The 25,632-nt window shown below is 65.5% G+C and carries 25 protein-coding genes; 16 read left to right on the top strand and 9 right to left on the bottom strand.

From position 1 onward, the window contains the following. Window positions 1-14: 14 nt before the first annotated feature. The 4 genes from rfbA to rfbC are packed head-to-tail and all read right to left on the bottom strand — an operon-like array spanning window position 15 to window position 3,338. On the bottom strand, window positions 15-887 hold the full coding sequence (gene rfbA, locus EI545_RS09435; RefSeq protein WP_125325240.1) for a glucose-1-phosphate thymidylyltransferase RfbA: 873 nt from the start codon (window positions 885-887) through the stop codon (window positions 15-17). Then, entirely contained in the window at window positions 884-1,738 is an 855-nt protein-coding gene (gene rfbD / locus EI545_RS09430) for a dTDP-4-dehydrorhamnose reductase (protein WP_125325239.1), read from the bottom strand. Before rfbD ends, rfbA begins: the two co-directional genes overlap by 4 nt. A gap of 2 nt (window positions 1,739-1,740) precedes the next feature. Continuing rightward, window positions 1,741-2,781 carry a dTDP-glucose 4,6-dehydratase gene (gene rfbB, locus EI545_RS09425; protein ID WP_125325238.1) on the bottom strand — a complete coding sequence of 347 codons (1,041 nt, stop codon included), beginning with the start codon at window positions 2,779-2,781 and terminating at the stop codon, window positions 1,741-1,743. Further along, the gene (gene rfbC, locus EI545_RS09420; protein ID WP_125325237.1) at window positions 2,778-3,338 is read right to left on the bottom strand and encodes a dTDP-4-dehydrorhamnose 3,5-epimerase; all 561 of its coding nucleotides are present in this window, start codon (window positions 3,336-3,338) and stop codon (window positions 2,778-2,780) included. Before rfbC ends, rfbB begins: the two co-directional genes overlap by 4 nt. A gap of 160 nt (window positions 3,339-3,498) precedes the next feature. Here rfbC and EI545_RS09415 point away from each other — a divergent pair, with 160 nt between their 5' ends. From EI545_RS09415 to EI545_RS09380, 8 genes are all read left to right on the top strand, one after another. Then, window positions 3,499-4,548 (top strand): saccharopine dehydrogenase, encoded by a 1,050-nt coding sequence (locus EI545_RS09415; RefSeq protein WP_125325236.1) that lies wholly within the window; start codon window positions 3,499-3,501, stop codon window positions 4,546-4,548. A gap of 84 nt (window positions 4,549-4,632) precedes the next feature. Continuing rightward, window positions 4,633-5,784, top strand: coding sequence for a saccharopine dehydrogenase family protein (locus tag EI545_RS09410; protein ID WP_125325235.1), 1,152 nt, complete (start codon window positions 4,633-4,635; stop codon window positions 5,782-5,784). An 81-nt stretch (window positions 5,785-5,865) separates the two neighbouring features. Beyond that, window positions 5,866-7,629, top strand: coding sequence for a heparinase II/III family protein (locus EI545_RS09405; RefSeq protein WP_125325234.1), 1,764 nt, complete (start codon window positions 5,866-5,868; stop codon window positions 7,627-7,629). Between the two features lie 36 nt (window positions 7,630-7,665). Then, entirely contained in the window at window positions 7,666-9,249 is a 1,584-nt protein-coding gene (gene purH, locus EI545_RS09400) for a bifunctional phosphoribosylaminoimidazolecarboxamide formyltransferase/IMP cyclohydrolase (RefSeq protein WP_125325233.1), read from the top strand. A 1-nt stretch (window position 9,250) separates the two neighbouring features. Next, the gene (lspA, locus tag EI545_RS09395; protein ID WP_125325232.1) at window positions 9,251-9,745 is read left to right on the top strand and encodes a signal peptidase II; all 495 of its coding nucleotides are present in this window, start codon (window positions 9,251-9,253) and stop codon (window positions 9,743-9,745) included. Between the two features lie 64 nt (window positions 9,746-9,809). Next, complete coding sequence (locus tag EI545_RS09390) at window positions 9,810-10,337, top strand: DUF3035 domain-containing protein (RefSeq protein ID WP_125325231.1); 528 nt, start codon at window positions 9,810-9,812, stop codon at window positions 10,335-10,337. A gap of 72 nt (window positions 10,338-10,409) precedes the next feature. After that, window positions 10,410-11,828 carry a M16 family metallopeptidase gene (locus tag EI545_RS09385; protein WP_125325230.1) on the top strand — a complete coding sequence of 473 codons (1,419 nt, stop codon included), beginning with the start codon at window positions 10,410-10,412 and terminating at the stop codon, window positions 11,826-11,828. Then, entirely contained in the window at window positions 11,825-13,120 is a 1,296-nt protein-coding gene (locus EI545_RS09380) for a M16 family metallopeptidase (RefSeq protein WP_125325229.1), read from the top strand. The genes EI545_RS09385 and EI545_RS09380 overlap by 4 nt, the downstream gene beginning before the upstream one ends. Before the next feature lie 55 nt (window positions 13,121-13,175). Here EI545_RS09380 and EI545_RS09375 read toward each other — a convergent pair whose 3' ends face one another. From EI545_RS09375 to EI545_RS09365, 3 genes are all read right to left on the bottom strand, one after another. Next, window positions 13,176-14,120: an NAD(P)H-binding protein gene (locus EI545_RS09375; protein ID WP_125325228.1), complete on the bottom strand. Its 945-nt coding sequence runs from the start codon at window positions 14,118-14,120 to the stop codon at window positions 13,176-13,178. Between the two features lie 135 nt (window positions 14,121-14,255). Then, window positions 14,256-14,564, bottom strand: a complete 309-nt coding sequence (locus tag EI545_RS09370) for a P-II family nitrogen regulator (RefSeq protein WP_125325227.1) — start codon at window positions 14,562-14,564, stop codon at window positions 14,256-14,258. 1 nt (window position 14,565) lies between these two features. Then, a complete protein-coding gene (locus EI545_RS09365; RefSeq protein WP_125325226.1) occupies window positions 14,566-15,543 on the bottom strand; it encodes a sodium-dependent bicarbonate transport family permease in 978 nt (325 codons plus the stop codon). Between the two features lie 114 nt (window positions 15,544-15,657). Between EI545_RS09365 and mutL the strand changes: the two genes are divergently transcribed. The 3 genes from mutL to EI545_RS09350 all read left to right on the top strand — a co-directional run bounded on the left by mutL (window position 15,658) and on the right by EI545_RS09350 (window position 19,299). Then, the gene (gene mutL, locus EI545_RS09360; protein ID WP_125325225.1) at window positions 15,658-17,484 is read left to right on the top strand and encodes a DNA mismatch repair endonuclease MutL; all 1,827 of its coding nucleotides are present in this window, start codon (window positions 15,658-15,660) and stop codon (window positions 17,482-17,484) included. Continuing rightward, window positions 17,481-18,641 carry a DNA recombination protein RmuC gene (locus EI545_RS09355; protein WP_125325224.1) on the top strand — a complete coding sequence of 387 codons (1,161 nt, stop codon included), beginning with the start codon at window positions 17,481-17,483 and terminating at the stop codon, window positions 18,639-18,641. Before mutL ends, EI545_RS09355 begins: the two co-directional genes overlap by 4 nt. Before the next feature lie 118 nt (window positions 18,642-18,759). Then, window positions 18,760-19,299: a HutD/Ves family protein gene (locus tag EI545_RS09350; RefSeq protein ID WP_164517256.1), complete on the top strand. Its 540-nt coding sequence runs from the start codon at window positions 18,760-18,762 to the stop codon at window positions 19,297-19,299. Between the two features lie 24 nt (window positions 19,300-19,323). Here the strand turns inward: EI545_RS09350 and EI545_RS09345 are convergent, their stop codons facing one another. Together EI545_RS09345 and EI545_RS09340 are read right to left on the bottom strand one after the other, a co-directional pair. After that, on the bottom strand, window positions 19,324-19,968 hold the full coding sequence (locus tag EI545_RS09345) for a ChrR family anti-sigma-E factor (protein WP_125325222.1): 645 nt from the start codon (window positions 19,966-19,968) through the stop codon (window positions 19,324-19,326). 14 nt (window positions 19,969-19,982) lie between these two features. Then, entirely contained in the window at window positions 19,983-20,528 is a 546-nt protein-coding gene (locus EI545_RS09340; RefSeq protein ID WP_216842506.1) for a sigma-70 family RNA polymerase sigma factor, read from the bottom strand. Window positions 20,529-20,814: 286 nt separating this feature from the next. On the opposite strand from EI545_RS09340, the gene EI545_RS09335 reads away from it, so the two are divergent. The 5 genes from EI545_RS09335 to EI545_RS09315 all read left to right on the top strand — a co-directional run bounded on the left by EI545_RS09335 (window position 20,815) and on the right by EI545_RS09315 (window position 25,597). After that, a complete protein-coding gene (locus EI545_RS09335) occupies window positions 20,815-22,110 on the top strand; it encodes an NAD(P)/FAD-dependent oxidoreductase (protein WP_125325221.1) in 1,296 nt (431 codons plus the stop codon). After that, a complete protein-coding gene (locus tag EI545_RS09330; RefSeq protein ID WP_125325220.1) occupies window positions 22,110-22,856 on the top strand; it encodes a DUF1365 domain-containing protein in 747 nt (248 codons plus the stop codon). The genes EI545_RS09335 and EI545_RS09330 overlap by 1 nt, the downstream gene beginning before the upstream one ends. A gap of 124 nt (window positions 22,857-22,980) precedes the next feature. Next, window positions 22,981-24,282, top strand: coding sequence for an MFS transporter (locus EI545_RS09325; RefSeq protein ID WP_342776568.1), 1,302 nt, complete (start codon window positions 22,981-22,983; stop codon window positions 24,280-24,282). Then, window positions 24,279-24,860: a DUF3833 domain-containing protein gene (locus EI545_RS09320; RefSeq protein ID WP_125325218.1), complete on the top strand. Its 582-nt coding sequence runs from the start codon at window positions 24,279-24,281 to the stop codon at window positions 24,858-24,860. The genes EI545_RS09325 and EI545_RS09320 overlap by 4 nt, the downstream gene beginning before the upstream one ends. Next, window positions 24,857-25,597, top strand: a complete 741-nt coding sequence (locus EI545_RS09315) for an SDR family NAD(P)-dependent oxidoreductase (protein ID WP_125325217.1) — start codon at window positions 24,857-24,859, stop codon at window positions 25,595-25,597. The genes EI545_RS09320 and EI545_RS09315 overlap by 4 nt, the downstream gene beginning before the upstream one ends. Window positions 25,598-25,632 lie beyond the last annotated feature (35 nt).

Genomic DNA, 25,632 nt, shown 5'->3' with positions numbered 1-25,632 from the left:
TTCAAAGAAATCGCTCACTCCCGCAAGACCGAAGCGAGCTGTGTCCCATAGCTGCTTTTCCCGAACACCCGGGTCCGTGCGGCCAACCCGTCGCGGTCGATCCACCCCTGCCGGAACGCAATCTCGTCCGGTGATCCGACCTGCATCCCCTGCCGGTCCTGCAGCGTCCGCACGAAGTTCCCTGCATCCAGAAGGCTGCCCGGTGTGCCGGTATCAAGCCAGGCAAAGCCGCGTCCCATCCGCTCCACCTGCAACGACCCCTCGGCGCGGTAGGCTTCAAGCAGGTCAACGATCTCCAGCTCCCCCCGCTCTGATGGCCGCACCTTGGCGGCAAGGTCCGGGGCGCGTCCGTCCAGAAAGTAAAGCCCGGTGATGGCAAAGCTTGACGGCGGGACCTTGGGCTTTTCCACAATCATCGTCACCCGGCCATCGGCATCAAAGGCGGCCACACCATATCGTTCGGGGTCGGCGACGTGATAGCCGAAGACCGTCCCGCCAGACGCCTGCGCATCCGCGCGGGTCAGGACTTCTGGCAGGCCGTGGCCGAAAAAGATGTTGTCGCCCAGAACCATTGCCGAAGGCGCGCCGTCCAGAAAATCGCGCGTCAGAAGATAGGCCTGTGCCAAACCCTCCGGCCGTTCCTGGATAACCCAGGTAAAGCTGACCCCCCATTGCCCGCCGTCGCCCAAAAGGCGCTGGAACTGCGGCTGGTCATCGGGCGTGGTGATGATCGCAATCTCGCGGATGCCGGCCAGCATCAGGACCGACAGCGGATAGTAGACCATCGGCTTGTCATAGATCGGCAGCAGTTGCTTTGATGTCCCCAGCGTAATGGGCCAAAGCCGCGACCCCGTGCCACCGGCCAGCAGAATACCTTTGCGTTTCATGCGCCCAACTCCGTCAATACATCCTGAAGACCGGCCCGCCAATCCGGGCGCGGCATGCCAAATGCCGTCTCGAACCCGGCGCAATCCAGCCGGGAGTTCAGGGGCCGCTGCGCCGGGGTAGGATATTCCGACGAAGGAATGCCTTCCACACGGCAGCCAAGCCCCGCCATAGCCATGATCTCGCGCGCGAAATCCGCCCAGCTTGCATCTGGCGCGCCCGCAAAATGATGGATTCCGCCCGGCGCGCCATCGCACAGGCCCCGGGCCGCGACGAACAAAGCGTCGGCAATCGCGGCGGCTGGGGTAGGGCCGCCGACCTGATCGGCCACCACGCGCAGCACGTCCCGCTCGCGCCCAAGCCGCAGCATCGTCTTGACGAAGTTCGCCCCATGGGCCGAGAACACCCACGAGGTCCGCAAGATCAGATGACGCCCCGCTGCGGCCCGAACCCCCGCCTCGCCCATCAGCTTTGACCGGCCATAGGCCCCCAAAGGCGCTGTCGGGTGATCTGGGGTAAAGGGGTTTTCCCCTGTCCCGTCAAAGACATAGTCAGTGGAGATATGCAGGAACGGCAGCCCCCGTGCTGCCGCCGCCGCCGCCATCGCCGCTGCGGCCGCGCCATTCACGATCGTCGCTGCAGGCTCCTCGGTCTCGGCCTTGTCTACGGCTGTCCAGGCAGCTGCGTTGATGACCGCATCCACCGCCGCCTCGGCCACCACGGCCGCACAGGCCCCCGGATCGGCAAGGTCTGCCCGGTCCCGGCCCAAGGCGATGACCGTCACACCCTGCGGTGCCCGGCGCACCAGTTCCCGCGCGACCTGGCCCGTCTGACCGAAGACCAGCACCTTCATGCTCACGCCTTCGTCCCCAGCCGCTGCCCCACGCCCTGCCGCACCAGCAGCGGCTCCCACCAGGCGCGGTTGTCGAGGAACCAGCGCACTGTCCGGCGCAGCCCTTGATCCAGCGTGACCGATGGGCGCCAGCCCAGTTCCTCACGGATCCGCGACGGATCAATCGCATAGCGCGCATCATGCCCGGGCCTGTCGGTCACGAAGGTGACCAGCCGATCATGCGGCGCGCCTTGCGGATGCATCTCGTCCATCAGCGCGCAGATGCTGCGCACGATGTCGATATTCCGCGCCTCGGCCTCGCCCCCGATGCAGTAGGTCCTGCCGACCGTGCCGCGTTCGACCACGGTCAAAAGCGCCTCGGCATGGTCTTCGACGAACAGCCAGTCGCGCACGTTCTCCCCCGCGCCATAGACCGGGATCGGGCGGCCATGCAGCGCGTTCAGGATCACCACCGGGATCAGCTTTTCCGGGAAATGGTAGGGCCCATAGTTGTTGGAGCAGTTCGTCACCACGACCGGCAAGCCATAGGTTTCGCCCCAGGCGCGCACCAGATGATCGCTGGCCGCCTTCGATGCCGAATAGGGGCTGCGGGGATCATAGGGCGTGTCTTCATCGAACCGCCCTTCCGGCCCAAGCGAGCCAAACACCTCATCGGTGGAGATGTGGTGGAACCGGAACCCCTCCGGCTTGCCTTGGCCCACCCAATAGGACCGCGCCGCCTCCAGCATGGTGTAGGTGCCGGTGATGTTGGTGGCGATGAACTCGCCCGGGCCGTCGATGGACCGGTCGACATGGCTTTCCGCCGCAAGGTGCATCACCGCGTCGGGGGAATGGGCGGCAAACACTTTGTCCAAAGCCTCACGGTCGCGGATATCGCAATGCTCGAAGCTGTAAAGGTTCGACCCCGCCACTGGCGCAAGGCTTTCCAGACAGGCCGCATAGGTCAGCGCGTCAACATTGACCACCTGATGCCCGCGCGCAATCGCTGCCCGCACGACGGCAGACCCGATGAACCCTGCCCCTCCCGTAACCAGCAGCTTCATGCGCGCCCCCATTGGAACGGGGTACCGATTTCTGCCAGCAGCGGTGCTTTCGCGTCCTTGTCGGACAGGATCGGCGCGTCAGTCCCCCAGTCGATCCCGATTGCGGGATCATCCCAGCGCACTGCACCATCATGTGCAGGGCTGTAAAGCTCGGTGCATTTGTACTGCACCTCGACATCGTCGGTCAGGGTCAGGAACCCGTGCAGGAAGCCTTTGGGCACGAACATTTGCTGCCCGTTCTCGGCCGAAAGTTCCACCCCGACCCATTTGCCATAGCCGGGTGAGCCTTTGCGGATATCCACCGCCACATCCAGGATTGCACCCCGCGAACAGCGCACCAGTTTGTCCTGCGCGTATGGCGGGGATTGGTAGTGCAGCCCCCGCAGCGTGCCCTTTGCGGCCGAGAAGGAATGGTTGTCTTGCACCCACGGCAGGTCAAGCCCCGCTTCGGTCATGCGGGCTGCATTCCAAGTCTCGACGAACCAGCCCCTTGCGTCGCCAAATCTGCGCGGTGTCACGATCTTCACATCGGCAAGGGCTGTCGCTTCAATCTGCATTACTATGTGCCTTCAGTTTCGTATCCCAGAAACCAGATCAGACCAGATTCTGCAAACCCTGCTTGGCCGGATTTGCCCGATTGTGGCCCGCCTTCCCCCCTGTTCCCGGCCCCCGCTTGGCGCTATCAGTCAGGAAACCGGATATGAGGGGACTTGACCGATGACCCATCTTTGGGTGCGGGCCGAACAGCGGCCACATGAAGAGCGCGTGGGACTGACCCCAGAAGGCGCCGCCGCGCTGATCAAGGCCGGCCTCCGCGTGACGGTCGAGGCGTCGTCGACCCGCGCCATCCCCATCGACGGCTACCGCGCCGCAGGCTGTGAGATTGCCGCCGAAAACCTGTGGCCACAGGCCCCGGCAGACGCGATCATCTTCGGCCTCAAGGAACTGCCCGAGGATGGCACCCCCCTGACCCACCGCCACATCATGTTCGGCCACGCCTACAAGGGCCAACCCGCCGGCCGTGTCCTGCTGCAGCGGTTCAAGGCGGGGGGCGGCACGCTTTATGACCTTGAATACCTCGTCAACGAAGATGGCCGCCGCGTCGCCGCCTTCGGTTACTGGGCGGGCTATGCTGGGGCTGCCGTGTCCTTGAAATGCTGGGCCGCCCAACAGCGCGGCGCCATTGCCGGCCCGGTCCGCAAGGTCCCTTCCAAGGCAGCACTTCTTGACCAGCTTGCCGCCGAGCTTGACGGCCTGTCCCGCCCCCGCGCCATCATCATCGGCGCGCTTGGCCGCGTCGGCTCCGGTGCCGCCGACCTTTGCACTGCGATGGGCGTGGCTGTCACCCGCTGGGACATGGCCGAGACCGCATCCGGCGGGCCGTTCCCCGAGGTTTTGCAGCATGAAATCTTCCTCAACTGCATCCTCGCCCGACCCGGCTGCCCAGTCTTTGTGCCCGCCTCCGCCAAGACCGACCCGCGCAAGTTGACCGTCATCGGCGACATCGCCTGCGACCCGACCTCGGACTTCTCGCCGATCAAGGTCTATGACCGCGCCACAGACTGGGATGCCCCGGCGCTGCGGGTGCATGACGCCCCGCCGCTGGACGTGACCGCCATCGACAACCTGCCATCCCTGATGCCGGTGGAATCGTCTGAAGACTACGCCGCCCAGCTCCTGCCCTCGCTTCTGACGCTTCCTGCGCTTGATGCGGGCGTCTGGGGCCGGGCAAAAGCTGAATTCGACCGGCATGTCGCCAACGCCTAAGCCCGCGCAAATCTTTTCGAAAAGATTTGCAGGAGTTTTCGAAGATTCTTGCTGCATCCCACGGCAAGCGAAGGAGGAAAGACCATGACCATCCACTGGTGCGGCACAGGCCTGTCATCCATCCCCGGCCTGCGCCGCCTGATCGAAGCGGGCCACCCCGTCGTGGTCTGGAACCGCACAGTCGCCAAGGCGCAGGCGGAAGTCGGCGATATCGCCACCGACATCCGCCCCTACAGCCTTGAGGCGCTGACCGCCGCCCTGCAGCCCGGTGACATCGCCGTGTCGATGCTGCCGGCCGACCAGCATGTGCCCATCGCCAAGGCCTGCCTTGCCAAGGGCGCGCACTTTACCTCCTCCTCCTACATCGCGCCGGAGATGCGGGAACTGGATCAGGCCTTCCGCGAGGCGGGTCTGGTGTCGATCAACGAGGTTGGCCTTGACCCCGGCATCGACCATCTGATGGCGCATGATCTGGTCGCCCGCTACCGCGCCTCCAAGGCCTATGCGCCGGACAATGTCATCAGCTTCACGTCCTACTGCGGTGGTGTGCCGAAGATCGCCAACGCCTTCCGCTACAAGTTCAGCTGGGCCCCGGCTGGCGTGCTCAAGGCGCTCCGCTCGCCCTCGCGCAGCTTGCGCCACTTCACCGAACTGCGCGTTGCGCGGCCCTGGGACGCCATCACGCGCTACGACGCCCCCCTGCCGCAGCCCGAAAGCTTTGAGGTCTATCCCAACCGCGACAGCTATCCATTTATGGAGGAATACCGGTTCGAACCGCACTGGAACGTCCGCGATTTCGTCCGTGGCACCATCCGTCTGAACGGCTGGGCCGACGCTTGGGCCCCGATCTTCGCCGAGATTGAGGGGCTTGAAGGAAAGCCGTTGGCCGAAATCAACGCCGCCCTCGACGCCCGCGCCGCGCAGCTTTTGCAGGAAAACGCCTATGCCGAAGGGGAGCCTGACCGTGTGGTTCTGTTCGTGTCCCTGAAGGCCGAACAGGATGGCAAGCCGGTCTTCCACGAAACCTGGGCCATGGATGCCTGGGGCGACGTGCGCGGCACGGCGATGGGGCGGCTCGTGTCCGTCCCCGTCTCTCTGGCGATCGAGTCGGTGCTGAACCGCGAAATCCCCGCCGGGGTCCACGCTGCACCGCATGACCCACGGCTTCTGGCCCGCTGGCTGGGCGAGGTGTCGCATCTGGCCCAATACATGGACCGGATCACCCATGTGACCTGATTGGTCCAGGTCTGGGCCGATCCGTCTGATGGACGGCTTTGACGTGACAGGGGCCACCTGACCGCGCTATGCTTTGCGGCGATGATCCGGGCAAACCGGGCGGATGGGGCGGCAGGCTTGGGCAGCAACGACAAGGCACAGGAACGGTTTGGCCGGCTGGCTGACAGGTTGGCCGCATTCGCTGCCCGCACGACGCGGCCTGCGGGTGGCTTCGTGTCGCAGCCCGAACCACGGTCCATCGGGATTTATGCCCGTGGCAAGCAGCTGGTGGCCGGGAACATCCTGCTGGCCGGACATCTGGCCGAAGCCCCCGACACTGCGCTGTGGGACATTCCCGCCCCCGATCCCGCCTTCATTTCCGAAGCTCAGGGCTTCGCCTGGCTGGACGATCTGGCCGCCTTCGGCACCCCGGATGCGCGCAGGCGTGCGCAAGACTGGACATGGGGCTGGATCGCCCGCTACGGCGCGGGCCGTGGTCCCGGCTGGACGCCTGACCTGACCGGCCGTCGTATGATCCGCTGGATCCATCACGCCACGCTGCTGTTGTCGGGCCGCAACCGGGCCGACACCCAGGCCTTCTATCGCGCGCTGGCCCGGCAGTCGGTCTATCTGTCCCGCCGCTGGAAGGCCGCGGCCTCGGGCCTGCCGCAGTTCGAGGCGCTGACTGGGCTGGTCTACGCGGGCCAGTCCCTGATCGGGATGGAGCGCCTTGTTGCCCCGGCCACCACCGCCCTTGCCCGCGCCTGCACGGCCGAGATTGACGCCGAAGGCGGGATTCCCACCCGCAACCCCGAGGAATTACTTGAGGTGCTGACCCTGCTGACCTGGGCCGCCAGCGCTATGACCGAAGCCGCGCATCCGGTGCCACCGGCGGTTTCCGCGGCGATCACCCGCATGGCCCCGGCGCTGCGCACCCTGCGCCACGCCGATGGCGACCTTGCCCGCTTTCACGGCGGCGGCAAGGGTGTGGAAGGTCGCCTTGACCAAGCGCTTGCCGCTGCCGGAACGCGCCCGGGGGCGACACCGGCCATTGCGATGGGCTTTGTCCGGCTGTCCGGGCGGCGCACCTCGGTCATCGTCGATGCCTCATCGCCCCCCGGCGGGCGGGCAGCGCGGACCGCCCATGCCTCGACCGCCGCGTTCGAGCTTACCTCGGGCCGTCGCCCGCTGATCGTGAACTGCGGGTCGGGCGAAAGTTTCGGCCCGTCATGGCGGCAGGCGGCCCGCGCGACGCAGTCGCATTCCGCGCTCTGCCTTGATGGGGCCTCATCCTCACGCTTTGGGCCATCGGGGTCCACGTTGGATCAGCGGGCCAACATCACCACCTCACGCATGACGCAAGGGACCGAAGGCGCCGACCTTTACGTTGCCCATGACGGCTGGCTGCAAAGCCATGGCCTTACCGCCAGCCGCAGCCTGACGCTCAGCCACGATGGCCGCCGCCTGTCCGGCGTCGATGCGCTGACGGCCCTGACCGCCGATGCCCGCAAGCGCTTTGAAGACATGATGACCACCACCGCCATGACCGGCGCGGGCTTCACCATCCGCTTTCATCTGCACCCCGAGGTGGATTCGGCCCTCGACATGGCCGACACCGCCGTTTCCATGGCGCTGCGCAGCGGCGAGATTTGGGTGTTCCGCTTTTCCGGTCAGGCCAGCCTGACGCTGGAACCTTCGGCCTACCTTGAAAAAGGCCGCGTGAAGCCGCGCCCCTGCACACAAATCGTGCTCCGCGCGCAGGCGCTTGGGTTTGAGACCCGGATAGGCTGGACCTTGGCGAAGGCAAAGGATACTCCGCTCGCCATCCGTGATCTGGAAGGTGCTGACCCGGAAGGGCAGGGCTGACAGGTCCGTCCAGGGGCACAGCGACAGGGTTTCAGCATGACCAACCTCGTTCCCATCGGCCGCGCGCTGATTTCGGTATCGGACAAGACCGGCCTTCTGGACCTTGCCCGAGCGCTGGCCAGCCACGGGGTCGAACTCATCTCGACCAGTGGCACCCTGATGATGCTGCGCACGGCAGGCCTCAAGGTCCGCGATGTGGCAGAGGTGACCGGCTTCCCGGAAATGATGGACGGCCGGGTCAAGACCCTGCACCCCAATGTCCACGGCGGCCTTCTGGCCTTGCGCGATGATGACGAACACCTTGTCGCCATGGCCGCGCATGGGATTGAACCGATCGACCTTCTGGTCGTGAATCTGTATCCCTTCGAGGAAACCGTGGCCAAAGGCGCCGACCACGCCACCTGCATCGAAAATATCGACATCGGCGGCCCCGCCATGATCCGCGCCGCGTCGAAGAACCATCGCTTCGTAACTGTCATCACCGATCCGTTCGATTACGACGCCCTGATCGCCCAGATGAAGACCCATGACGGCGCGACGACGCTGGCCTTCCGCCAGAAGCAGGCCCTGACCGCTTACTCCCGCACCGCCGCCTATGACACCGCCGTTTCCACCTGGCTGGCGGGCGAGATCAAGGAACCCACCCCCCGCTACCGCAGCTTTGCCGGCAAACTCGCCCAGCCTCTGCGCTACGGCGAAAACCCGCACCAGAGTGCCGCCTTCTATACCGACGGCACCCGTCGCCCGGGCGTTGCCACCGCCCGCCAGTGGCAGGGCAAGGAACTGTCCTACAACAACATCAACGACACCGACGCCGCCTTCGAACTGGTGGCCGACCTTGGCCAAGCGCCGTCTTGCGCCATCATCAAGCACGCCAACCCCTGCGGCGTGGCCACTGCCGCCACGCTGGTTGAGGCTTACAAGCGCGCCTATGTCTGCGACCAGACCTCGGCCTTCGGTGGCATCGTCGCGCTGAACCAGCCGCTGGATGCCGAAACGGCGGAGGAGATCGTGAAGATCTTCACCGAAGTCGTCATCGCCCCCGGTGCCAGCGACGAAGCCAAGGCGATTTTCGCTGGCAAGAAGAACCTGCGCCTGCTGACCACCTCTGCCCTGCCAGACCCCAAGGCAAAGGCGCTTGCCTTCAAACAGGTCGCCGGGGGCTTCCTTGTGCAAGACCGTGACGCGGGCCATATCACGACGGCCGACCTCAAGGTCGTGACCAAGCGCCCGCCTACGGACAAGGAGCTTGCCGACCTGATGTTTGCCTGGACCGTCGCCAAACATGTGAAATCGAACGCCATCATCTATGTGAAGGACGGCGCGACGGTCGGTGTGGGCGCAGGGCAGATGAGCCGGGTCGACAGCACCCGCATTGCCGCCCGCAAGGCCGAAGACATGGCCGAAACCCTTGGCCTGCCCGCGCCCCTGACCAAAGGTGCCGTCGTCGCCTCGGACGCGTTCTTTCCCTTTGCCGATGGCCTGATCACCGCTGCCGAGGCTGGGGCCACCGCCATCATCCAGCCTGGCGGATCGATGCGCGATGATGAGGTGATCGCGGCGGCGGACGAACGTGGCCTTGCCATGGTCTTCACCAACATGCGCCACTTCCGGCACTGACATGCGCCGCTTCTGGATCACCGCCGCCGCGACCTTCGGGATCGACCAGATCACCAAACTTGCCATCGTCCACGGCCTTGACCTGATCAACCGCGGTGAAATCGACGTGCTTCCCCCCTTCCTCGTCTTTCGCATGGCCTGGAATTATGGCGTGAACTTCGGCCTGCTTGCCGGTGGGTCCGATCTGACGCGCTGGACCTTGATCGCTGTGGCGCTTGCGATCTCGGTCTGGGTGATCTGGTGGATTCGCAGCGAACGCGGCAACTGGAAGGCGGAACTGTCCGGCGGCCTGCTGGTCGGCGGCGCGCTTGGCAATGTGATCGACCGCATCGCCTATGGCGCTGTAGCCGACTTTCTGAACATGTCCTGCTGCGGGATCGAGAATCCCTATGCTTTCAACGTGGCCGATATCGCCATCTTCGCCGGGGCGCTGGGGCTGGTGATCTTTGCCGGGAATAACCCCAAGGGTGGAAAACCTGCCCGGACAAAGCGCTAAAGACCCCGTGACGAGGCCCAAGCTTTAGGCTAAGACGGGGAAAAGACGGGTGCGGAGGCAGCGAATGCGGGCAGCAAAGGGCAAGGCGATCATCGCGGTTGCGGCGATGCTGACGCTTGTCGCCTGCGGCGGTGGCACGCCCCAGTTGATGAATCTGCGCGGTGGCGAAGGCCCCGACGAATTCGGCATCGTCCCGCCAAAGCCGCTTGAAATGCCGGAAAACCTTGCCGAACTGCCGGAACCTGCCTTGGGCGGCAGCAATCGCACCGATCCCCAACCGCTGGACGAAGCTGTTGTTGCACTGGGCGGTCGTCCCTCCGCCGGTGGTGGCATCCCAGCCGGGGATGGCGCCCTTTACAGCCACGCTGCCCGCTTCGGCGTTGATTCCGGCATCCGTTCCACACTCGCGTCGGAAGACCTGCAGTGGCGGCGCGACAATAACGGCCGCATCCTGGAACGCCTGTTGAACGTGAACGTCTACTACCGCGCCTACCGGTCGCAGCGTCTGGAACAGCAGGCCGAAGTGTCCCGCTGGCGGAAGCTGGGCGTCAAGACGCCTTCGGCCCCGCCGCGCCAGGATGGCGAACAGTAACAAGCCCGTTTGCAGGGCTTGAAACGCGGCCAAAGGCCCGCACCTATCCCCAAAGCCCGCGCGGAGGATTCTATGCCCGGAAAACTTGGCCTGTTGAACGGCTTGACCGTTGGCCTGTTCGCAGCCCTGACGCTGGCGTTGCCCGCCGCAGCCGAACCCGTCACCAGTTTCACCCTCGACAACGGGCTTGAGGTGGTGGTGATCGAAGACCACCGCGCCCCCGTCGTTGTGCAGATGATCTGGTACCGCGTCGGCGCTGCTGATGAACCACCCGGGCATTCCGGCATCGCGCATTTCCTTGAACACCTGATGTTCAAGGGCACCGATACCATCGGCCCGAACCAGTTTTCCGCGATTGTTGAGGCGCAGGGCGGCGATGACAACGCCTTCACCTCGTGGGACTACACGGCCTATTTCCAGCGCGTCGCCGCCGACCGACTTGATCTGGTCATGGGGCTGGAGGCAGACCGCATGCGCAACCTGCGCCTGACGGAAGAAGATGTCCTGACCGAACGCCAGGTGATTCTTGAAGAACGCGGCCAGCGCACCGACAGCAACCCCGGCGCGCTTCTGTCCGAACAGATGCGCGCGGCACAGTACCTGAACCACCCCTATGCCATCCCGATCATCGGCTGGCGGCATGAGATGGAGCAACTGTCGCGCGAAGATGCGCTGGAGTATTACGAACGCTTCTACGCCCCCAACAACGCCATCCTGATCCTCGCCGGTGACGTTGACCCGGACACCGCCCGCACGCTGGCGGAAAAGCACTATGGCCCCATCGTCCCCAGCGACGGCATAACCCCGCGCGACCGTCCGCAGGAACCGCCGCAACTGGCCGAACGCCGCATCACCCTTGCCGATGAACGCGTGTCCGAACCCTATATCTACCGCACCTATACTGCCCCCGAGCGCGACCCCGGCGCGCAGAAGGACGCCGCCGCCCTGACCGTTCTGGCCGAACTCCTCGGCGGTTCTGGCCAGACATCTGTCCTTGCCCGGGCGCTGCAGTTTGACACGCAAACCGCCGTCTACGCCTCGGCCTTCTACGATGGCACCTCCATCGACGATGCGACCTTCGGGCTGATTGTCGTCCCCGCCCCCGGCGTCAGCCTTGCCGATGCCGAAGCCGCGATGGACAGCGTGATCGACGATTTCCTCGCCACCGGCCCCGACCCCGCCGCGCTGGAGCGGATCCGCATGCAGGTCCGCGCCGGTGACATTTACGCCCGCGACGACGTCAACCGCCTCGCCCGCCGCTATGGTGAGGGGCTATCAGTCGGCCTTACGCTTGCCGATATCGAAAGCTGGGACGAAGCCCTGTCCGCGGTGACCGAGGCTGACATCATGGCCGCCGCCGCCAAGGTCTTTGACCGCCGGAACGCCGTCACCGGTTGGCTGACCCGCCCAGAGGCCGCGCCAGAAGACACCCCTGTGGCCACCCCTGAGGCAGCCCCCGCAACAGCGACCGTACCCGAGGCCACCGAATGATCCGTGCCGTTTTCGCAGCCTTCCTTGCCCTGACCCTTCCGGCCTATGCCGAAATCCAGATCAAAGAGGTGGTCTCCCCCGGCGGCATCACCGCATGGCTGGTGGAAGACCACAACATCCCGTTCACCGCGCTGGAAATCCAGTTCCGCGGCGGCACGTCCCTTGACGCACCGGAAAAGCGGGGTGCTGTGAACCTGATGACCGCCCTGCTGGAAGAAGGCGCCGCCGACCTTGACAGCCGCGCCTTCGCCGAAGCCCGCGATGCCCTTGCCGCCGATTTCACCTTTGACTCCGGCACTGATTCTGTCGGCGTCTCGGTCCGGTTCCTGACGGAGAACCGTGATGAGGCCGTCACCCTCCTCCGCAAAGCGCTCGTGGAACCCCGTTTCGACCAGGACGCCATCGACCGCGTCCGCGAACAGGTGCTTTCCAACCTTCGGTCCAACGAAAAGGACCCCGACACCCTCGCCGCCAACGCCTTTGACGCGCTGGCGTTCGGCAGCCACCCCTACGGCTCCACTGGCGACGGCACCATCGACACGGTGACCAAACTCACCCGCGATGACATCCTCGCCGCCCACCAAGGCGCCTTGGCGCGTGACCGGATCTATGTCTCCGCTGCCGGTGACATCACGGCCGAGGAACTTGGCCCCCTCCTCGACACGCTGCTCGGCGACCTTCCCGCCACTGGCACCCCCTTGCCACCCAAGGCAGACCTCCTCCTTCCCCCCGGCCAGACCGTCATCGACTTTCCCACCCCGCAGGCCTCGGTCCTGTTTGGCCATGTTGGCATCCCCCGCGATGACCCGGATTTCTTCGCCGCCTTCATCCTGAACGAAGCCTTTGGCGGCGGTCGCTTCACCGCCCGGCTCATGTCGGAAGTGCGCGAAAAGCGCGGCCTCACCTACGGCATCGGCAGCTATCTTGTCGGCATGGACCAGGCCGAGCTTTTCATGGGCCAGTTCTCCGCCTCGAACGACAAGGTCGCCGAAGCGATTGCCGTCGTTCAGGCCGAATGGGCCCGCATCGCAACCGAAGGGCTGACGGAACAGGAACTGGCCGACACCAAGACCTATCTCACCGGTTCTTATCCGTTGCGATTTGATGGCAACGGCCGCATCGCCAACATTCTTGTCGGCATGCAGATGGATGACATGCCCATCGACTACGCGGCCACCCGCAATGCCAAGATCGAGGCGGTGACGATGGACGACATCAAGCGCGTGGCACAGCGCATCTTCCTGCCCGAAGCGCTGCATTTCGTCATCGTCGGCCAACCCACCGGCCTTTGACGCCACTCCAGGCAGCCCAAGATTTTTCGCCGAAAAATCTTGGGCATCGCCGCATCTAAAAAACCTTGTGCGCCCCCCGGTCGTCCGCCACCTCACCGCGCAGCATCGCGGCATAATGGTCCTCCAGCCGGTCGGTCCCGAACTCGGGCGTGGCCTCCGCGTCATAGCGCGCGCCGTCCCAGACCAGCATCGACTCGGTCGCGTAATACCGCCCGATCCGCGCCAGTTCCGCCTTCGCCCGCAACTTGGCCGACAGGATACCCCCCGCCGCCAGCCCCGCGATGATCGCATCCATCATCGCCACCGGCACGCGCTTCACTGTCACCAGCTTGCCCGTCAACCGCTCCAGCATGGCCACCTGATCCAGCGGCGTGACCGCCGGCCCCGGCCCACCCACCGGCGACACCCGGTTCCGCATCGCAGGCTCTGTCAGGCACAGCGCCAAGTAACGCCCAAGGTCAGCGTCCGAAATCGGCTTGCAGGCTGTCAACCGCCCGTCGCCGAACACAAGGAACGGCTTGCCCGCCTGAACCCGCGCCACCTGACCGGACAGAGACTTGAAATAAGCCGTCGCCCGCACGATCGACCAGTCAATCGGCGCTGCCATCAACTCGGCCTCAAAGGCCAGCTTCGCCCGCTGAAACTCCAGCTTCGGCTTTTGCACGCAGATGGCGGAGAGAAGCACGAACTGCCCCACCCCCACCGCCACAGCCGCCTTCAGAACCGCCGAATGCGCCGCGTGATCCACCGCCCAGGCATCGGCAGGTTCCCCCGTCCGGCTGGCAAGACAGGACACCACCGCAGAAGGCCGGGCATCGGCCATCACCGCCGCCACATCGCTGGGATCGGTCACCCGTCCCTGAACCACCTGGCACCCGGGCAGCGACACAGCGCCCTGCCGCACCAATGCCACCACCTCAAAGCCCGCATCAAGCAAAGCCCGCGCCGTAGCCCGCCCAATGGTCCCGGTCGCCCCAAGAAGCAGCACCCTACCTGTCATTCCGCACTCATTTCCCTTATGCCCAAATATCCCCGCGCGGAGCGCATTGACCCGAGCCGGTTGGCGCGGCACGCGCCAGAGGCGAGACAAAAGGCGTGCGCGGAACGCGCTCCTTTCTGCGACCGCGAGGCAAGGTCAGAACCGTTCCGCCCGCAGCACCTCGGCGTCGGTGACCCCGATCACCCCGATATGCCGTTCGACAACGGTAAAGGCGGCTTCCAGCAACCCGTCCAGCTTCTCCGGTCGCACCAGACAGACCACCGCCACCATCCCGCTGCGCCCGACCTGCCCCTCTCGTGTCCAGCGGCCTGACCGGCCTGATCCGCCAAGGACCGGCAGCACCGAAAACCCGGTCACCCCCGCCTTTTCCAGCGCCTGAGTCAGGCGGCTTTCCATCGGCGCTTCGATGATGATCTCCACCCGTTTTGCCTTGTGCGTCTGCATCTCACCCCCCCATCGCCGTTGCCACAGCCACCCAGGCCGGAATACCGATCACCAGATTGAACGGAAACGTCACCCCCAGCGACAGCGTCAGGTAAACGCTCGGGTTCGCATCGGGCAAGGCGACCCGCATCGCCGCCGGCACCGCGATGTAACTGGCCGACCCCGCCAGCACCATCATCAGCGCCACGCCCCCGGTCGAAAGCCCCAGCGCCATCCCCGCCGCAAGGCCAAAGGCAGCGCCGACCACCGGCATGACCAGACCAAAGGCCAGCACCCCCGGCGTCATCACGCCCTTGGCCCCGCGCATCCCCCGCCCGGCGACCAGCCCCATGTCCAGAAGGAACAGGCACAGCACCCCTTGGAACGGTGCCACGATGAACGCCTCGATCCGCGCCATGCCGGGTTGGCCGGTCACCAGCCCGATCAGGAACGACCCCACCAGCAGCACGATCGACCCGTTGAGCAGGATTTCGCGCCACAGGTCCGCGTCCATCTTCTCGGCCCGCCCCCCGGACCGGCTGGCAAGGTAAAGCGCCGAGATGATCGCAGGCGCCTCCATCGCCGCCGCGACCGCCACCATGTACCCCTCGGACGAAAGCCCCGCCGCCTGCACCACAGACGTCCCGGTGACAAAGGTAACAATGCTGATCGACCCGTAATGCGCCGCCACTGCCGCTGCGTCGGTGGCCGAAAGCCGCGTCATCGCCTTCAAGAGGCCAAAGGCCACGAAGGGGATGACAAAGGACAGCACCACCCCGGCCACCAGCGCCGCGACCAGCCGGGCGTCAAGCCCGTGGTCGGCCACCGCCACGCCACCCTTGAACCCGATGGCAAACAGCAGGTAGATCGACATCCCCTTTGCCACGGCCTCGGGGATGGTCAACTCGCTGCGGGCCAGGGCCGCGAACAGCCCCAGCGCAAAGCAAAGGATCATCGGTGTCAGCAGGTTGGCCCCGGCCAATGACAGGATGTCTTGCATGTCCGCCTCACAGTTTCGCCCCGTATGACACGGGCGGCAAAAACCGCAAGCCCGGGGTGCGGCAATCCCGTTTCGTTCTTCCCCGACTCAGGTGCCCCTGCTACAGATAGGGGCATGACCGTTCACACCCCCAAGATAACGGGCGCCGATGGCCGCCCGACGATCCGCCAACTGGATGAGGCGGCGATCAACCGCATCGCGGCGGGTGAGGTGGTGGAACGTCCCGCCTCCGCCGTGAAGGAGCTGGTGGAAAACGCGCTGGATGCCGGCGCCGGGCGCATCCAGATCGACATTGGCGGTGGTGGCAAGACCCTGATCCGCGTGACGGATGACGGCTGCGGCATGACGGCGGCTGACCTGCCGCTCGCCCTGTCGCGCCATGCGACGTCCAAGATCGACGGGTCTGACCTTCTGAACATCCGCAGCTTCGGCTTCCGGGGTGAGGCGCTGCCGTCGCTTGGCGCGGTGGGCCGTCTGACCATCACCTCGCGCGCCGAAGGGCATGATGGCGCGCTGATCGCCTGTGATGCCGGTCGCCTTGCGCCCCCGCGCCCTGCTGCCCTGTCGCGCGGCACGGTGGTTGAACTGCGCGACCTGTTCTGCGCCACGCCCGCCCGGCTGAAATTCCTCCGCTCCGACCGGGCCGAGATGCAGGCCTTGGCCGAAGTGGTCCGCCGTCTGGCCATGGCCGAACCCCAAGTCGGCTTCACCCTGCGTGAGGTGGCTGATGGGGCCGAAGCGCGTGTCCTCTTCCGCGCCGATCCCCAGCCGGGCGATCTGTTCGACGCGCTGGAACGCCGCCTGACCGGCATGCTGGGCCGGGATTTCACCGAGAACGCCCTGCGCATCGACGCCGAACGTGAAGGTCTGCGCCTGCAGGGCTATGCCGCCCTGCCCACCTATTCGCGCGGGTCCTCCGTGCAGCAATACCTGTTCGTCAACGGTCGCCCGGTGCTGGACCGCATGCTCTACGGCGCGCTGCGGGCCGCGTACTTCGATGTCCTCAGCCGTGACCGGCATCCGGCGGCAGTGCTGAACCTGCTCGTCGATCCCCAGCGCGTCGATGTGAACGTCCACCCCGCCAAGGCCGAGGTGCGGTTCCGCGAACCCGACGCCGCCCGCGCACTGATCATCACCGCGCTGAAATCGGCGCTGACCGGGGCGGGCCACCGCGCGTCCTCCACCGTCGGCGCGGCCACCTTGGGGGCGTTCCGCCCTGTCTACCAGATGGACCGCCCCAGCCAGCCCAGCCTGTCGCGCGCCTTTGCCTTCCAGTCTCCTTCCGGCTTTGCCGAGGCGCCTCAGGCCCCCGTCTTCGCCAGCGAAGAGCGGGCGCAGCCAAGCGATGAGCGGACCGAAGCCCACCCCCTTGGTGCCGCCCGGGCGCAACTGCATGAGAATTACATCCTCGCCCAGACCGCCACCGGCATCGTCATCGTCGACCAGCACGCCGCCCACGAACGCCTCGTCTACGAACGGCTCAAGCGCCAGATGGCGGACACCGGCATCCGCGCTCAGGCCCTTCTCATCCCTGAAATCGTGGAACTGTCCCCGACCGACGCCGCCCGGCTGCTCGATGCCGCCCCCGCGCTTGCCAAGGTCGGCCTTGGCATCGAACCCTTCGGTGGCAGCGCCATCGCCATCCGCGAAACCCCGGCCATCCTTGGCCCGGTGAACGGGGAAGCCCTGTGCCGCGACATCCTTGATGAGCTTTCGGACGCAGGCGACAGCCAGTTGGTGCAGGCCAAGATCGACGCCATCCTGTCGCGCATGTCCTGCCACGGCTCCGTCCGCTCCGGTCGCCAGATGCGGGCCGAGGAGATGAATGCGCTGTTGCGCGAGATGGAGGCGACGCCGCTGTCCGGCCAGTGCAACCACGGCCGGCCGACCTATGTCGAGCTTAGCCTCCACGACATCGAACGCCTGTTCGGCCGCAGATGATTACCCTCTTCGGTCAGACCTATCAGTGGAACGATCCCGAGATCCTGCTTCTTGGCGGGATCGCGATTGCCTTGGTCGCGCTCCTCCTCCTCATCCTGCGCAGCGTCAGCCGGTCGGCCACGGCGGCGGAACCTTTGATCCGGGAAATCGGCTGGCTCTCCAGCCGGATGCAGCAATTGGGCGACGGGCAGGAACGGCTCGCCGGGGGGCTCCACCATGTGTCCGAGGCGCAGGCCGTCAGCCAGACCGCGATGCTGCAAGTGATGGAACAGCGCCTTGCCGAAGTGCAGCGCCAGATGACCGAGGCGCTGCATGGCACCTCCACCCGCACGGCGCGGTCCTTGGGCGAATTGCAGACCCGGCTGGAAACCATCGACAAGGCACAGGCGAATATCGAGAAACTCTCGGGCAACGTCCTCAGCCTGCAGGATATCCTGTCCAACAAGCAGACCCGCGGTGCCTTTGGCGAAATCCAGTTGCATGACATCGTGCAAAAGGCCCTGCCGAAGGACGCCTACACGATGCAGGCGACCCTTTCGAACGGCAAGCGCGCCGATTGCCTGATCCACCTGCCCAATCCGCCCGGCCCCATCGTCATCGACGCCAAATTCCCGCTTGAAGCCTATGAGGCGATCCGCCGCGCTGACACCCCGCGAGGCGTGGTTGAGGCGGCACAGCAGATGCGCACTGCCGTCCGCGCCCATATCCGCGCCATCGCCGAGAAATACATCATCGAAGGCGAAACCGCCGACGGCGCGCTGATGTTCCTGCCGTCCGAAGCCGTCTATGCCGAGTTGCATGCGAACTTCCCCGAGATCGTGCGCGAGGGCTTTGCCGTGAAGGTCTGGATCGTGTCCCCCACCACCAGCATGGCCACGCTGAACACGATGCGGGCGGTGCTGAAAGACGCACGGATGCGCGAACAGGCCGGTGCGATCCGCAAGGAACTGGCGCTGCTTTACGGGGACGTTGATCGGCTGGGCACGCGGGTGGAAAACCTTGACCGCCACTTCGGGCAGGCGGCCAAGGACATCGAAGAGATCAAGATTTCCTCGGAACGCGCTGGCAAGCGCGCCCGGCGGCTGGACAACTTCGACTTCGAGGAAATCGCGCCGGATGATCCGGTCAAGGTCATCGGTCCGACCGCCGCTGAGTAAACCCCGCCCCGGACTTGATCCGGGGCCTCGTCCAACGGCCGAACTGGCCGCAACGGGAGGTCCCGGGTCAAGCCCGGGACGGGTTGTCATTGTCAAAGCGGCGCGCAAAAAAGAGCGTATGACCCAGCGCCACCTGACCCCCGCCGATTACACCCGCCAGCCGTGGAAGAACGGCCGTGGCTTCACGGTCGAACTCTGGAAGATGGAACGGGATGGTCAGCTTCTCGCCCGCCTCTCCCGCGCATCCGTGGTCGAGGATGGGCCGTTTTCACTGTTTCCGGGGATCGAGCGCAACCTGACAGTCCTGTCGGGCCCCGGGTTTCGGCTGACAGGCGATCGCCATGACTTCCGCTGCGAACCCTTGGTCCCCGTGGCCTTCCCCGGCGACGTGGCGCTGACAGCGACGGAAACCAACGGCCAGCAATCCGACGATTTCAATGTGATGACCGCGCGCAGCCTGCCCCTGCCAGAGGTGTTCCTGGCCCAGAACGACAGCCTGCCCGAAGGTGGCCTGCTGGCGCTCTACGCGCTTGGGCCGGTCACGGTGAACGGGCAACCTGTGGCGCGGGAGGACCTTGTTCTGACAAACGGGCCAGTCACCCTGACCGGTGACTGGCCCGTTCTTGCGGCAAGGTTTTACGGTTTGCCCGCAGCCTAGGCCGGGCTTCAGCCCGGAATCCCGTCAGATCCGGAACAACGGCTGCGCCAGACGCGGCAGCATCGACCGGAACCGCAGCGGAGCGTCCGTGGCCGCAAGGCAGATGCAATCCTGCCCCGCCAGCGCAACCGGCGTGTGTTCCAGTTCCTCATCGGCAATCTCGATGTCGCCGCGGCCAAAGCGGGCGTTGTCATCGGCGAATGCGCCTTGCAGGACCAGCGTCAGTTCCATCCCGCGGTGACCGTGGTCGGGAACAGCCGTTCCCGCCGGAATGTACAGCAACCGGGCGGAAGCGTCGGGTCCGGTCGGCAGGATCGCCTGCTTGACCCCGCCCCCGATCCGCCGCCAGCGGACCGCGTTCAGATCACCGCCGATATAGTCGGCCAGTGGCGCCGGGAAGATCCCCGCCGGCTTCAAGGGTTCGGCCTTGGTGGCCTGCGGCAAATCCTCGATCCGGGCCAGCGCTGCCTCAAGCGCCGCCTCGCCCATCGAAATCTCGTCGATCTCTTCGATCAAGGCACCGCCGACCGCATCAAAGGCCCCCAGTCGCGCCCGGCACTCGTCGCAAAGCGACACATGCGTGGCCACGACCAGATTAAAGGCTTCGGGCAGCTGACCGGCCGCGTAGGCCATCAACAGCGGGTCCGAAAGATGGTGGCGTATCGTCATTTCAGTCCAGTCCTTCACGTCATGTGGTGGCGCAACTTGTCCAGCGCCAGCCGGATGCGCGATTTGATCGTTCCCAAGGGTAGGCCGGTTTCTGCAGCAATCTCGCTGTGCGACAATTCGCCGTAGAAGGCCCTTTCGATCAAGGCACGCTGTTTTGCAGGCAGTTGCGCCAAGGCTTGGCCCAACCGTTCGGTATCTTGCTGGGCTTCCATCACCTCGGCCTGATCGGGTTCAGGCTCTGGCCCCCAGTCCAGTTCTTCCGGCTCGGCGCGGCGGTCCTTCCGCAGCGCGTCGATCCGCTTGTTCCGCGCGATGGTGTAGACCCAGGTCGACACCGATGCCCGCGCGGGGTCAAACAGATGCGCCTTCTGCCACAGCGTCGCCATGACATCCTGCGCACATTCCTCGGCCAGCGCCGCCCCCGCGCCCGACTTCATCAGGAACGCCTTCACCCGGGGGGCGAAATGGCGAAAGAGCGCCGCAAAGGCCGCCCTGTCCTGACGGTCGCGCACCTGAATAAGCAGGCCCGCCCAATCCGTTCCATCATCCGCCTTCGACACCAGTCGGTCCTTCCTGCCGGGCAACCCGTTCCCGGCGGCCACAACACCTGGTTGCAGCGGGCCGGATCGCTCCGTCTTAACCGGTCTGGTGGCGTCAAGCATCATGGAACATTTACGCACCACGCTGCCCAGCGGATCAGTCTTGGAAACCGATTTGGTTCAGTCCGGAAAACTGTCAAGGGCGGACTGTCAACTTCATTTGACAGTGCCTTTTCCCGCGGTCACTGTGATCCGACCGGGTGTTCGCCGCGTAAGGCAATCAAAGCCCTTAAGGAAGTTTGCCTGAATGCCGTTCGAGACCTTGGGTTCTGCCCGCCGCCGCGTCGCTGTTATCGGAGGGGGGATTTCCGGCATGGCCGCCGCGCATCTTCTGGCCGACACTCATGCCGTCGTACTTTATGAGGCTGATCCGCGCCTTGGCGGCCACGCCCGCACCGTGATTGCGGGCAAGCGCAAGGATCAGCCTGTCGATACGGGGTTCATCGTCTATAACAACGTAAACTATCCGCATCTGATTAAGCTGTTTGAAAAGCTTGCCGTCCCCACCGTGGAAAGCAGCATGAGCTTTGGGGCCTCCATCAAGGGCGGGCGGCTGGAATATGGCCTCGCCTCGGTCGATGCGATCTTCGCGCAGCGCCGCAACGCGCTTGACCCGCGCTTCCTGCGAATGCTGGGCGACATCATGCACTTCAACCGCAACGCCGAGGCTGTGGCGTCAGACCCCACCATGACGATCCGCGACCTCTTGGCCCGCTTGGGCACCGGGGCCTGGTTCCGCGATCACTACATCACCCCGTTTTCCGGCGCGATCTGGTCGACCCCCACCTCCGGCATCCTCGACTTTCCCGCGCAGGCGCTGGTGCGCTTCTTCCGCAACCACGCGCTTCTGGATTTCGACGGCCAGCACCAGTGGTACACGGTCAAGGGCGGGTCGATCGAATACGTCCGCCGCCTGCAATCGGCCCTCTTGTCGCAAGGCGTCGATATCCGCACCGCCACCCCCATCGCCGCCGTCCGGCGTGAGGCAGGGTCCGCCCTCGTCCGCGCTGTCGGGGATGAGTGGGAGCTGTTCGATGACGTCGTCTTTGCCACCCATTCCGATCAATCCCTGCGGATGCTCAGCGACGCCACGCCGCAGGAGGCCGCAAATCTTGCCGCCATCCGCTATCAGCCGAACGAAGCCGTCCTGCATTCCGACGCTTCCCTCATGCCCAAGTCGCGCAAGGTCTGGTCAAGCTGGTCCTATGTCGAACCCAAGAGCGGGGCAGGGGCCAGGATTGACCTCACCTACTGGATGAACTCGCTGCAGCCGATCCCGCAGGATGACCCGCTCTTTGTCACCCTGAACACCGCGCGCCCGATCCGGGACGAGTTGATCCATGATGTGAACACCTTCGATCACCCGGTCTTCGACGTCGCCGCATTGGAGGCGCAGCACGCCATCCGCGCCAGCAATGGCCGCCAGAACACCTGGTTCTGCGGCGCATGGATGCGCAACGGGTTCCATGAAGATGGCTTCGCCTCTGCGGTGGATGTGGTCACGGCAATGGCCGAACGCCGGATGGCAAGGCTGGCCGCGTGATGCAGGTTCAGCGGATCCGGGCCGAAACGTTTCATGGCCGCAAGGGCCCGGTCCGCAACGCCTTTCGCTACACGGTGGATTACATCCTTCTCGACCCTGAGAAAGCGCAAGGTCCGCGCCTGTTTTCCCGCAACACTGGCAACCTCATGTCCCTGCAGGACAGCGACCATGGCGGTGCGCCGGGGCAGGGCAGGGGCGCGCAATGGGCACGGCAGGTGCTGTCTGAAAACGGCCTGCCGACCGACCGCGTGCTGCTTCTCGCTCAACCCCGGCTGCTGGGCCATGTGTTCAACCCGGTCAGCTTCTGGCTCGCCTATGATCCCCTCGGCCACTTGCGCGCCGTGATTGCCGAAGTGTCCAATACCTATGGCGACCGGCATTCCTACCTGTGCCACCGCGACGACCGCGCCCCGATCACGCGTGAAGATACGATCCGCGCGCAAAAGATCTTCCACGTCTCGCCGTTTCAGCCCGTTGCCGGAACCTACGACTTCCGCTTCGACATCCGCCCTGACCGCATCGGAATCTGGATCGACTATACCACGGCTGACGGTGGCCTGTTCACCAATCTGATCGGCCTCCGCGAACCCCTGACCAACCGCGGCATCCTCGCCTCCGCCCTCCGCCGCCCGTTCGGTTCGCGCCGGGTCCTGGCGCTGATCCATTGGCAGGCCCTGAAACTGGCGCTGAAGCGGGTGAAGTTCAATTCCCGCCCCACGCCCCCCGGCGAAGACATCTCGCGATGACCGCGCCCCCCAGACTTTTACCCTTTCCTTTCTGCCCAAATATCCTCGCCGAAGGCCCTTCGCCCAAGCCGGTTGCGCGCCTGCGCGCAGAGGCGAGGAAAAAGGCTTGCGCGGAACGCGCTCAATTCAACACCCGCCCCCGCACACGCAACAGCAGCCCGTGCCGGCCATGACCAGCCGCCTCTATGCCTGGTCGCTTTTTGCCGCCCTGATCGCCACGGCCGGCCTGCCGATCTATATCCACGCGCCAAAGTTCTACGTTGACAGTTACGGTGTGTCGCTCGCCTCCATGGGCTTCGTTCTTGCCGCCCTGCGCCTGATCGACGTGGTCCAAGACCCCGCGCTCGGCTGGCTGGCCGAGGCGACCCGCCCCCGCCGCCGCCTTGGCGTGGCCCTTGCCGTGGGGCTTCTGGTGGTGTCGATGGCCGCCCTGTTCGCGGTAACCCCACCCATCCCGGCGCTTTGGTGGTTCGCGCTGTGCCTCACGGGGCTCTTCAGCGCGTTTTCCTTCCTGACCATCTGCTTTTACGCCGAAGGCGTGGCCCGGGCCGAAACCCTTGGCCCTGGCGGTCACATTCGCCTTGCCGGTTGGCGCGAAGGCGGCTCGCTCTTGGGCGTCTGCATGGCCGCTGTCGCCCCCGTGGCGCTGGCCGCCGCGACCGACAGCCCCTTCACCGCCTTCGCCGTCCTGTTCGCCGCTCTGGCACTGGTCGCCACCTTCGCCATGCACCACCAGTGGCAGGGCCACGCCGCCGAACCCACGCCAAGCCCCTTTGCCCTGTTCCGTCCCGTTCTGGCCGACCGCCTTGCCCGCCGCCTGTTGCTCATCGCCCTCCTGAACGCCACCCCGGTTGCTGTCACCTCGACCCTGTTCCTGTTCTTCGTCGAAAGCCGCCTGGGTTTGCCGGGCTGGGAAGGCCCGCTCCTTCTGCTGTTCTTCCTCGCCGCGGCTCTCTCCACCCCGGTGTGGAGCATCCTTGCCCGCCGCCACGGCCCCCGCCCCGTCCTTCTGTCAGCGATGGCCCTTGCGATCCTCGCCTTCCTCTGGACCTTCACCCTTGGCACCGGCGACGGGATCGCCTTCGCCCTGATCTGCGCCGCCTCGGGTGCGGCGCTCGGGGCTGACCTCACGCTGCTGCCCGCGATCTTCGCCCAACGCCTTGCCCAGCTTGGCACGCGCGAAGCCGCGGCCTTCGGCCTGTGGTCCTTCGTGTCCAAGCTCTCGCTGGCCTTTGCGGCAGCCACGCTGCTTCCTGCGCTGGACCTTGCGGGGTTCCGCCCCGGACCGGACAACAGCGAATCCGCCCTGCGCACCCTTACTTTGATCTATGCAGCGCTTCCTTGCGTATTGAAGGTAACGGCAATCCTGCTGCTTGCCTTTACCCCGCTGTCCGACCCTGCCCCTACGAAGGAAGCCCTGACGTGACCCCGATCCTCTCTGCCCTCCTCGGCGCCGTGATCATCCTCACGCTGCTGGCCCTTCGCAGCCGCTACGCTTCGTTCCAGGCGCAGTCCCCGTCGGACTATTCCGGCCTCGGCCCCCAGTTCGACCTGCGCCAGCATCTCTCCGGCCCGATCCAGTGCGAAGGCATGATCTTCGGTCCGATGGGCCGCGTCGCCTCGCGCTTCGTCGCGGACATGGATGGCAAGTGGGAAGGCAACATCGGCACGCTCAGCGAAGTGTTCCGCTATGACAGCGGTTCCGTCCAGAACCGCGCCTGGACGCTGGCCGTGGCCAACACCGGCGACATCACCGCCACGGCCGCCGATGTTGTGGGCCTTGGCCATGGCCGGGTCGAAGGCCCCGGCGTCGTCCTGCGTTACCGCATCCGCCTCACGCCCGAGGCGGGGGGCCATGTGCTGGATGTGGTGGACTGGATGTATCTGATGGAAAACGGCACCATCATGAACCGCTCGCAGTTTCGCAAGTTCGGGATCAAGGTGGCCGAACTGGTCGCCACCATGCGCCGCGTCCCAGCCGCCGACATGACCCCCGCCGAATGAGGGATTTTTCCGGAAAACGCTATTGGCTCGTCGGCGCCTCCGAAGGTCTGGGCCTTGCACTGGCCCAGAAGCTCAGCGCCGCCGGGGCTGATCTGATCCTCTCCGCCCGCAATCAGGATGCGCTGGCAAAGGCGGTCGCCAGCCTGCCGGGTAAGGCGACCGCGCTCGTCGTGGACGTGGCCTCCACCGAAAGCGTGTACGCCGCCGCCGCCCAACTGGGTGATCTTGATGGCATGGTCTTCCTCGCCGGGGTCTACTGGCCGATGCGCGCCCAGGACTGGGACGCCAAGGCGGCCGAGGCGATGGCGAATGTCAACTTCACCGGCTGCATCCGTGCCGTAGGGGCGGCGCTGCCCGGCATGGTTGCCAAAGGCCGGGGTCACGTCGTGATCACCGGCTCGCTGTCCGGGTTCCGGGGTTTGCCCGGCGCCATCGGCTACGCCGCGTCAAAGGCCGGGACGATGGTCTTGGCGGAATCGCTTTACGCCGACCTGCGCAAGACCGGCATCGCCGTGCAGCTGGCCAACCCCGGCTTCATCCGCACGCGGCTGACCGCGAAGAACGATTTCACCATGCCCTTCATCATGGACCCGGAAGCCGCCGCTGACATCATGTTCCGCCACATGCAATCGGGCCGCTTCAAGATCAGCTTCCCCACGGCCTTCAGCTGGCTGTTCCGCGGCGGCAACTTCCTGCCCGACGCGCTTTACTACCGGATCTTCCCGCCAAAGCCGTAAAGATCCTAGCCCGCTTCGCTTTCATATTGGCCCAA

The sequence above is a fragment of the Tabrizicola piscis genome, from assembly GCF_003940805.1.
Classification (GTDB): Bacteria; Pseudomonadota; Alphaproteobacteria; order Rhodobacterales; family Rhodobacteraceae; genus Tabrizicola; species Tabrizicola piscis.
This window is presented reverse-complemented; position numbering and strand designations above follow the sequence as displayed.

Bases quoted from the DNA above. Each gene is read 5' to 3' on its own strand.
- rfbA (WP_125325240.1), bottom strand. From the start codon at position 887: ATGAAACGCAAAGGTATTCTGCTGGCCGGTGGCACGGGGTCGCGGCTT.
- rfbD (WP_125325239.1), bottom strand. From the start codon at position 1,738: ATGAAGGTGCTGGTCTTCGGTCAGACGGGCCAGGTCGCGCGGGAACTG.
- rfbB (WP_125325238.1), bottom strand. From the start codon at position 2,781: ATGAAGCTGCTGGTTACGGGAGGGGCAGGGTTCATCGGGTCTGCCGTC.
- rfbC (WP_125325237.1), bottom strand. From the start codon at position 3,338: ATGCAGATTGAAGCGACAGCCCTTGCCGATGTGAAGATCGTGACACCG.
- EI545_RS09415 (WP_125325236.1), top strand. From the start codon at position 3,499: ATGACCCATCTTTGGGTGCGGGCCGAACAGCGGCCACATGAAGAGCGC.
- EI545_RS09410 (WP_125325235.1), top strand. From the start codon at position 4,633: ATGACCATCCACTGGTGCGGCACAGGCCTGTCATCCATCCCCGGCCTG.
- EI545_RS09405 (WP_125325234.1), top strand. From the start codon at position 5,866: ATGATCCGGGCAAACCGGGCGGATGGGGCGGCAGGCTTGGGCAGCAAC.
- purH (WP_125325233.1), top strand. From the start codon at position 7,666: ATGACCAACCTCGTTCCCATCGGCCGCGCGCTGATTTCGGTATCGGAC.
- lspA (WP_125325232.1), top strand. From the start codon at position 9,251: ATGCGCCGCTTCTGGATCACCGCCGCCGCGACCTTCGGGATCGACCAG.
- EI545_RS09390 (WP_125325231.1), top strand. From the start codon at position 9,810: ATGCGGGCAGCAAAGGGCAAGGCGATCATCGCGGTTGCGGCGATGCTG.
- EI545_RS09385 (WP_125325230.1), top strand. From the start codon at position 10,410: ATGCCCGGAAAACTTGGCCTGTTGAACGGCTTGACCGTTGGCCTGTTC.
- EI545_RS09380 (WP_125325229.1), top strand. From the start codon at position 11,825: ATGATCCGTGCCGTTTTCGCAGCCTTCCTTGCCCTGACCCTTCCGGCC.
- EI545_RS09375 (WP_125325228.1), bottom strand. From the start codon at position 14,120: ATGACAGGTAGGGTGCTGCTTCTTGGGGCGACCGGGACCATTGGGCGG.
- EI545_RS09370 (WP_125325227.1), bottom strand. From the start codon at position 14,564: ATGCAGACGCACAAGGCAAAACGGGTGGAGATCATCATCGAAGCGCCG.
- EI545_RS09365 (WP_125325226.1), bottom strand. From the start codon at position 15,543: ATGCAAGACATCCTGTCATTGGCCGGGGCCAACCTGCTGACACCGATG.
- mutL (WP_125325225.1), top strand. From the start codon at position 15,658: ATGACCGTTCACACCCCCAAGATAACGGGCGCCGATGGCCGCCCGACG.
- EI545_RS09355 (WP_125325224.1), top strand. From the start codon at position 17,481: ATGATTACCCTCTTCGGTCAGACCTATCAGTGGAACGATCCCGAGATC.
- EI545_RS09350 (WP_164517256.1), top strand. From the start codon at position 18,760: ATGACCCAGCGCCACCTGACCCCCGCCGATTACACCCGCCAGCCGTGG.
- EI545_RS09345 (WP_125325222.1), bottom strand. From the start codon at position 19,968: ATGACGATACGCCACCATCTTTCGGACCCGCTGTTGATGGCCTACGCG.
- EI545_RS09335 (WP_125325221.1), top strand. From the start codon at position 20,815: ATGCCGTTCGAGACCTTGGGTTCTGCCCGCCGCCGCGTCGCTGTTATC.
- EI545_RS09330 (WP_125325220.1), top strand. From the start codon at position 22,110: ATGCAGGTTCAGCGGATCCGGGCCGAAACGTTTCATGGCCGCAAGGGC.
- EI545_RS09315 (WP_125325217.1), top strand. From the start codon at position 24,857: ATGAGGGATTTTTCCGGAAAACGCTATTGGCTCGTCGGCGCCTCCGAA.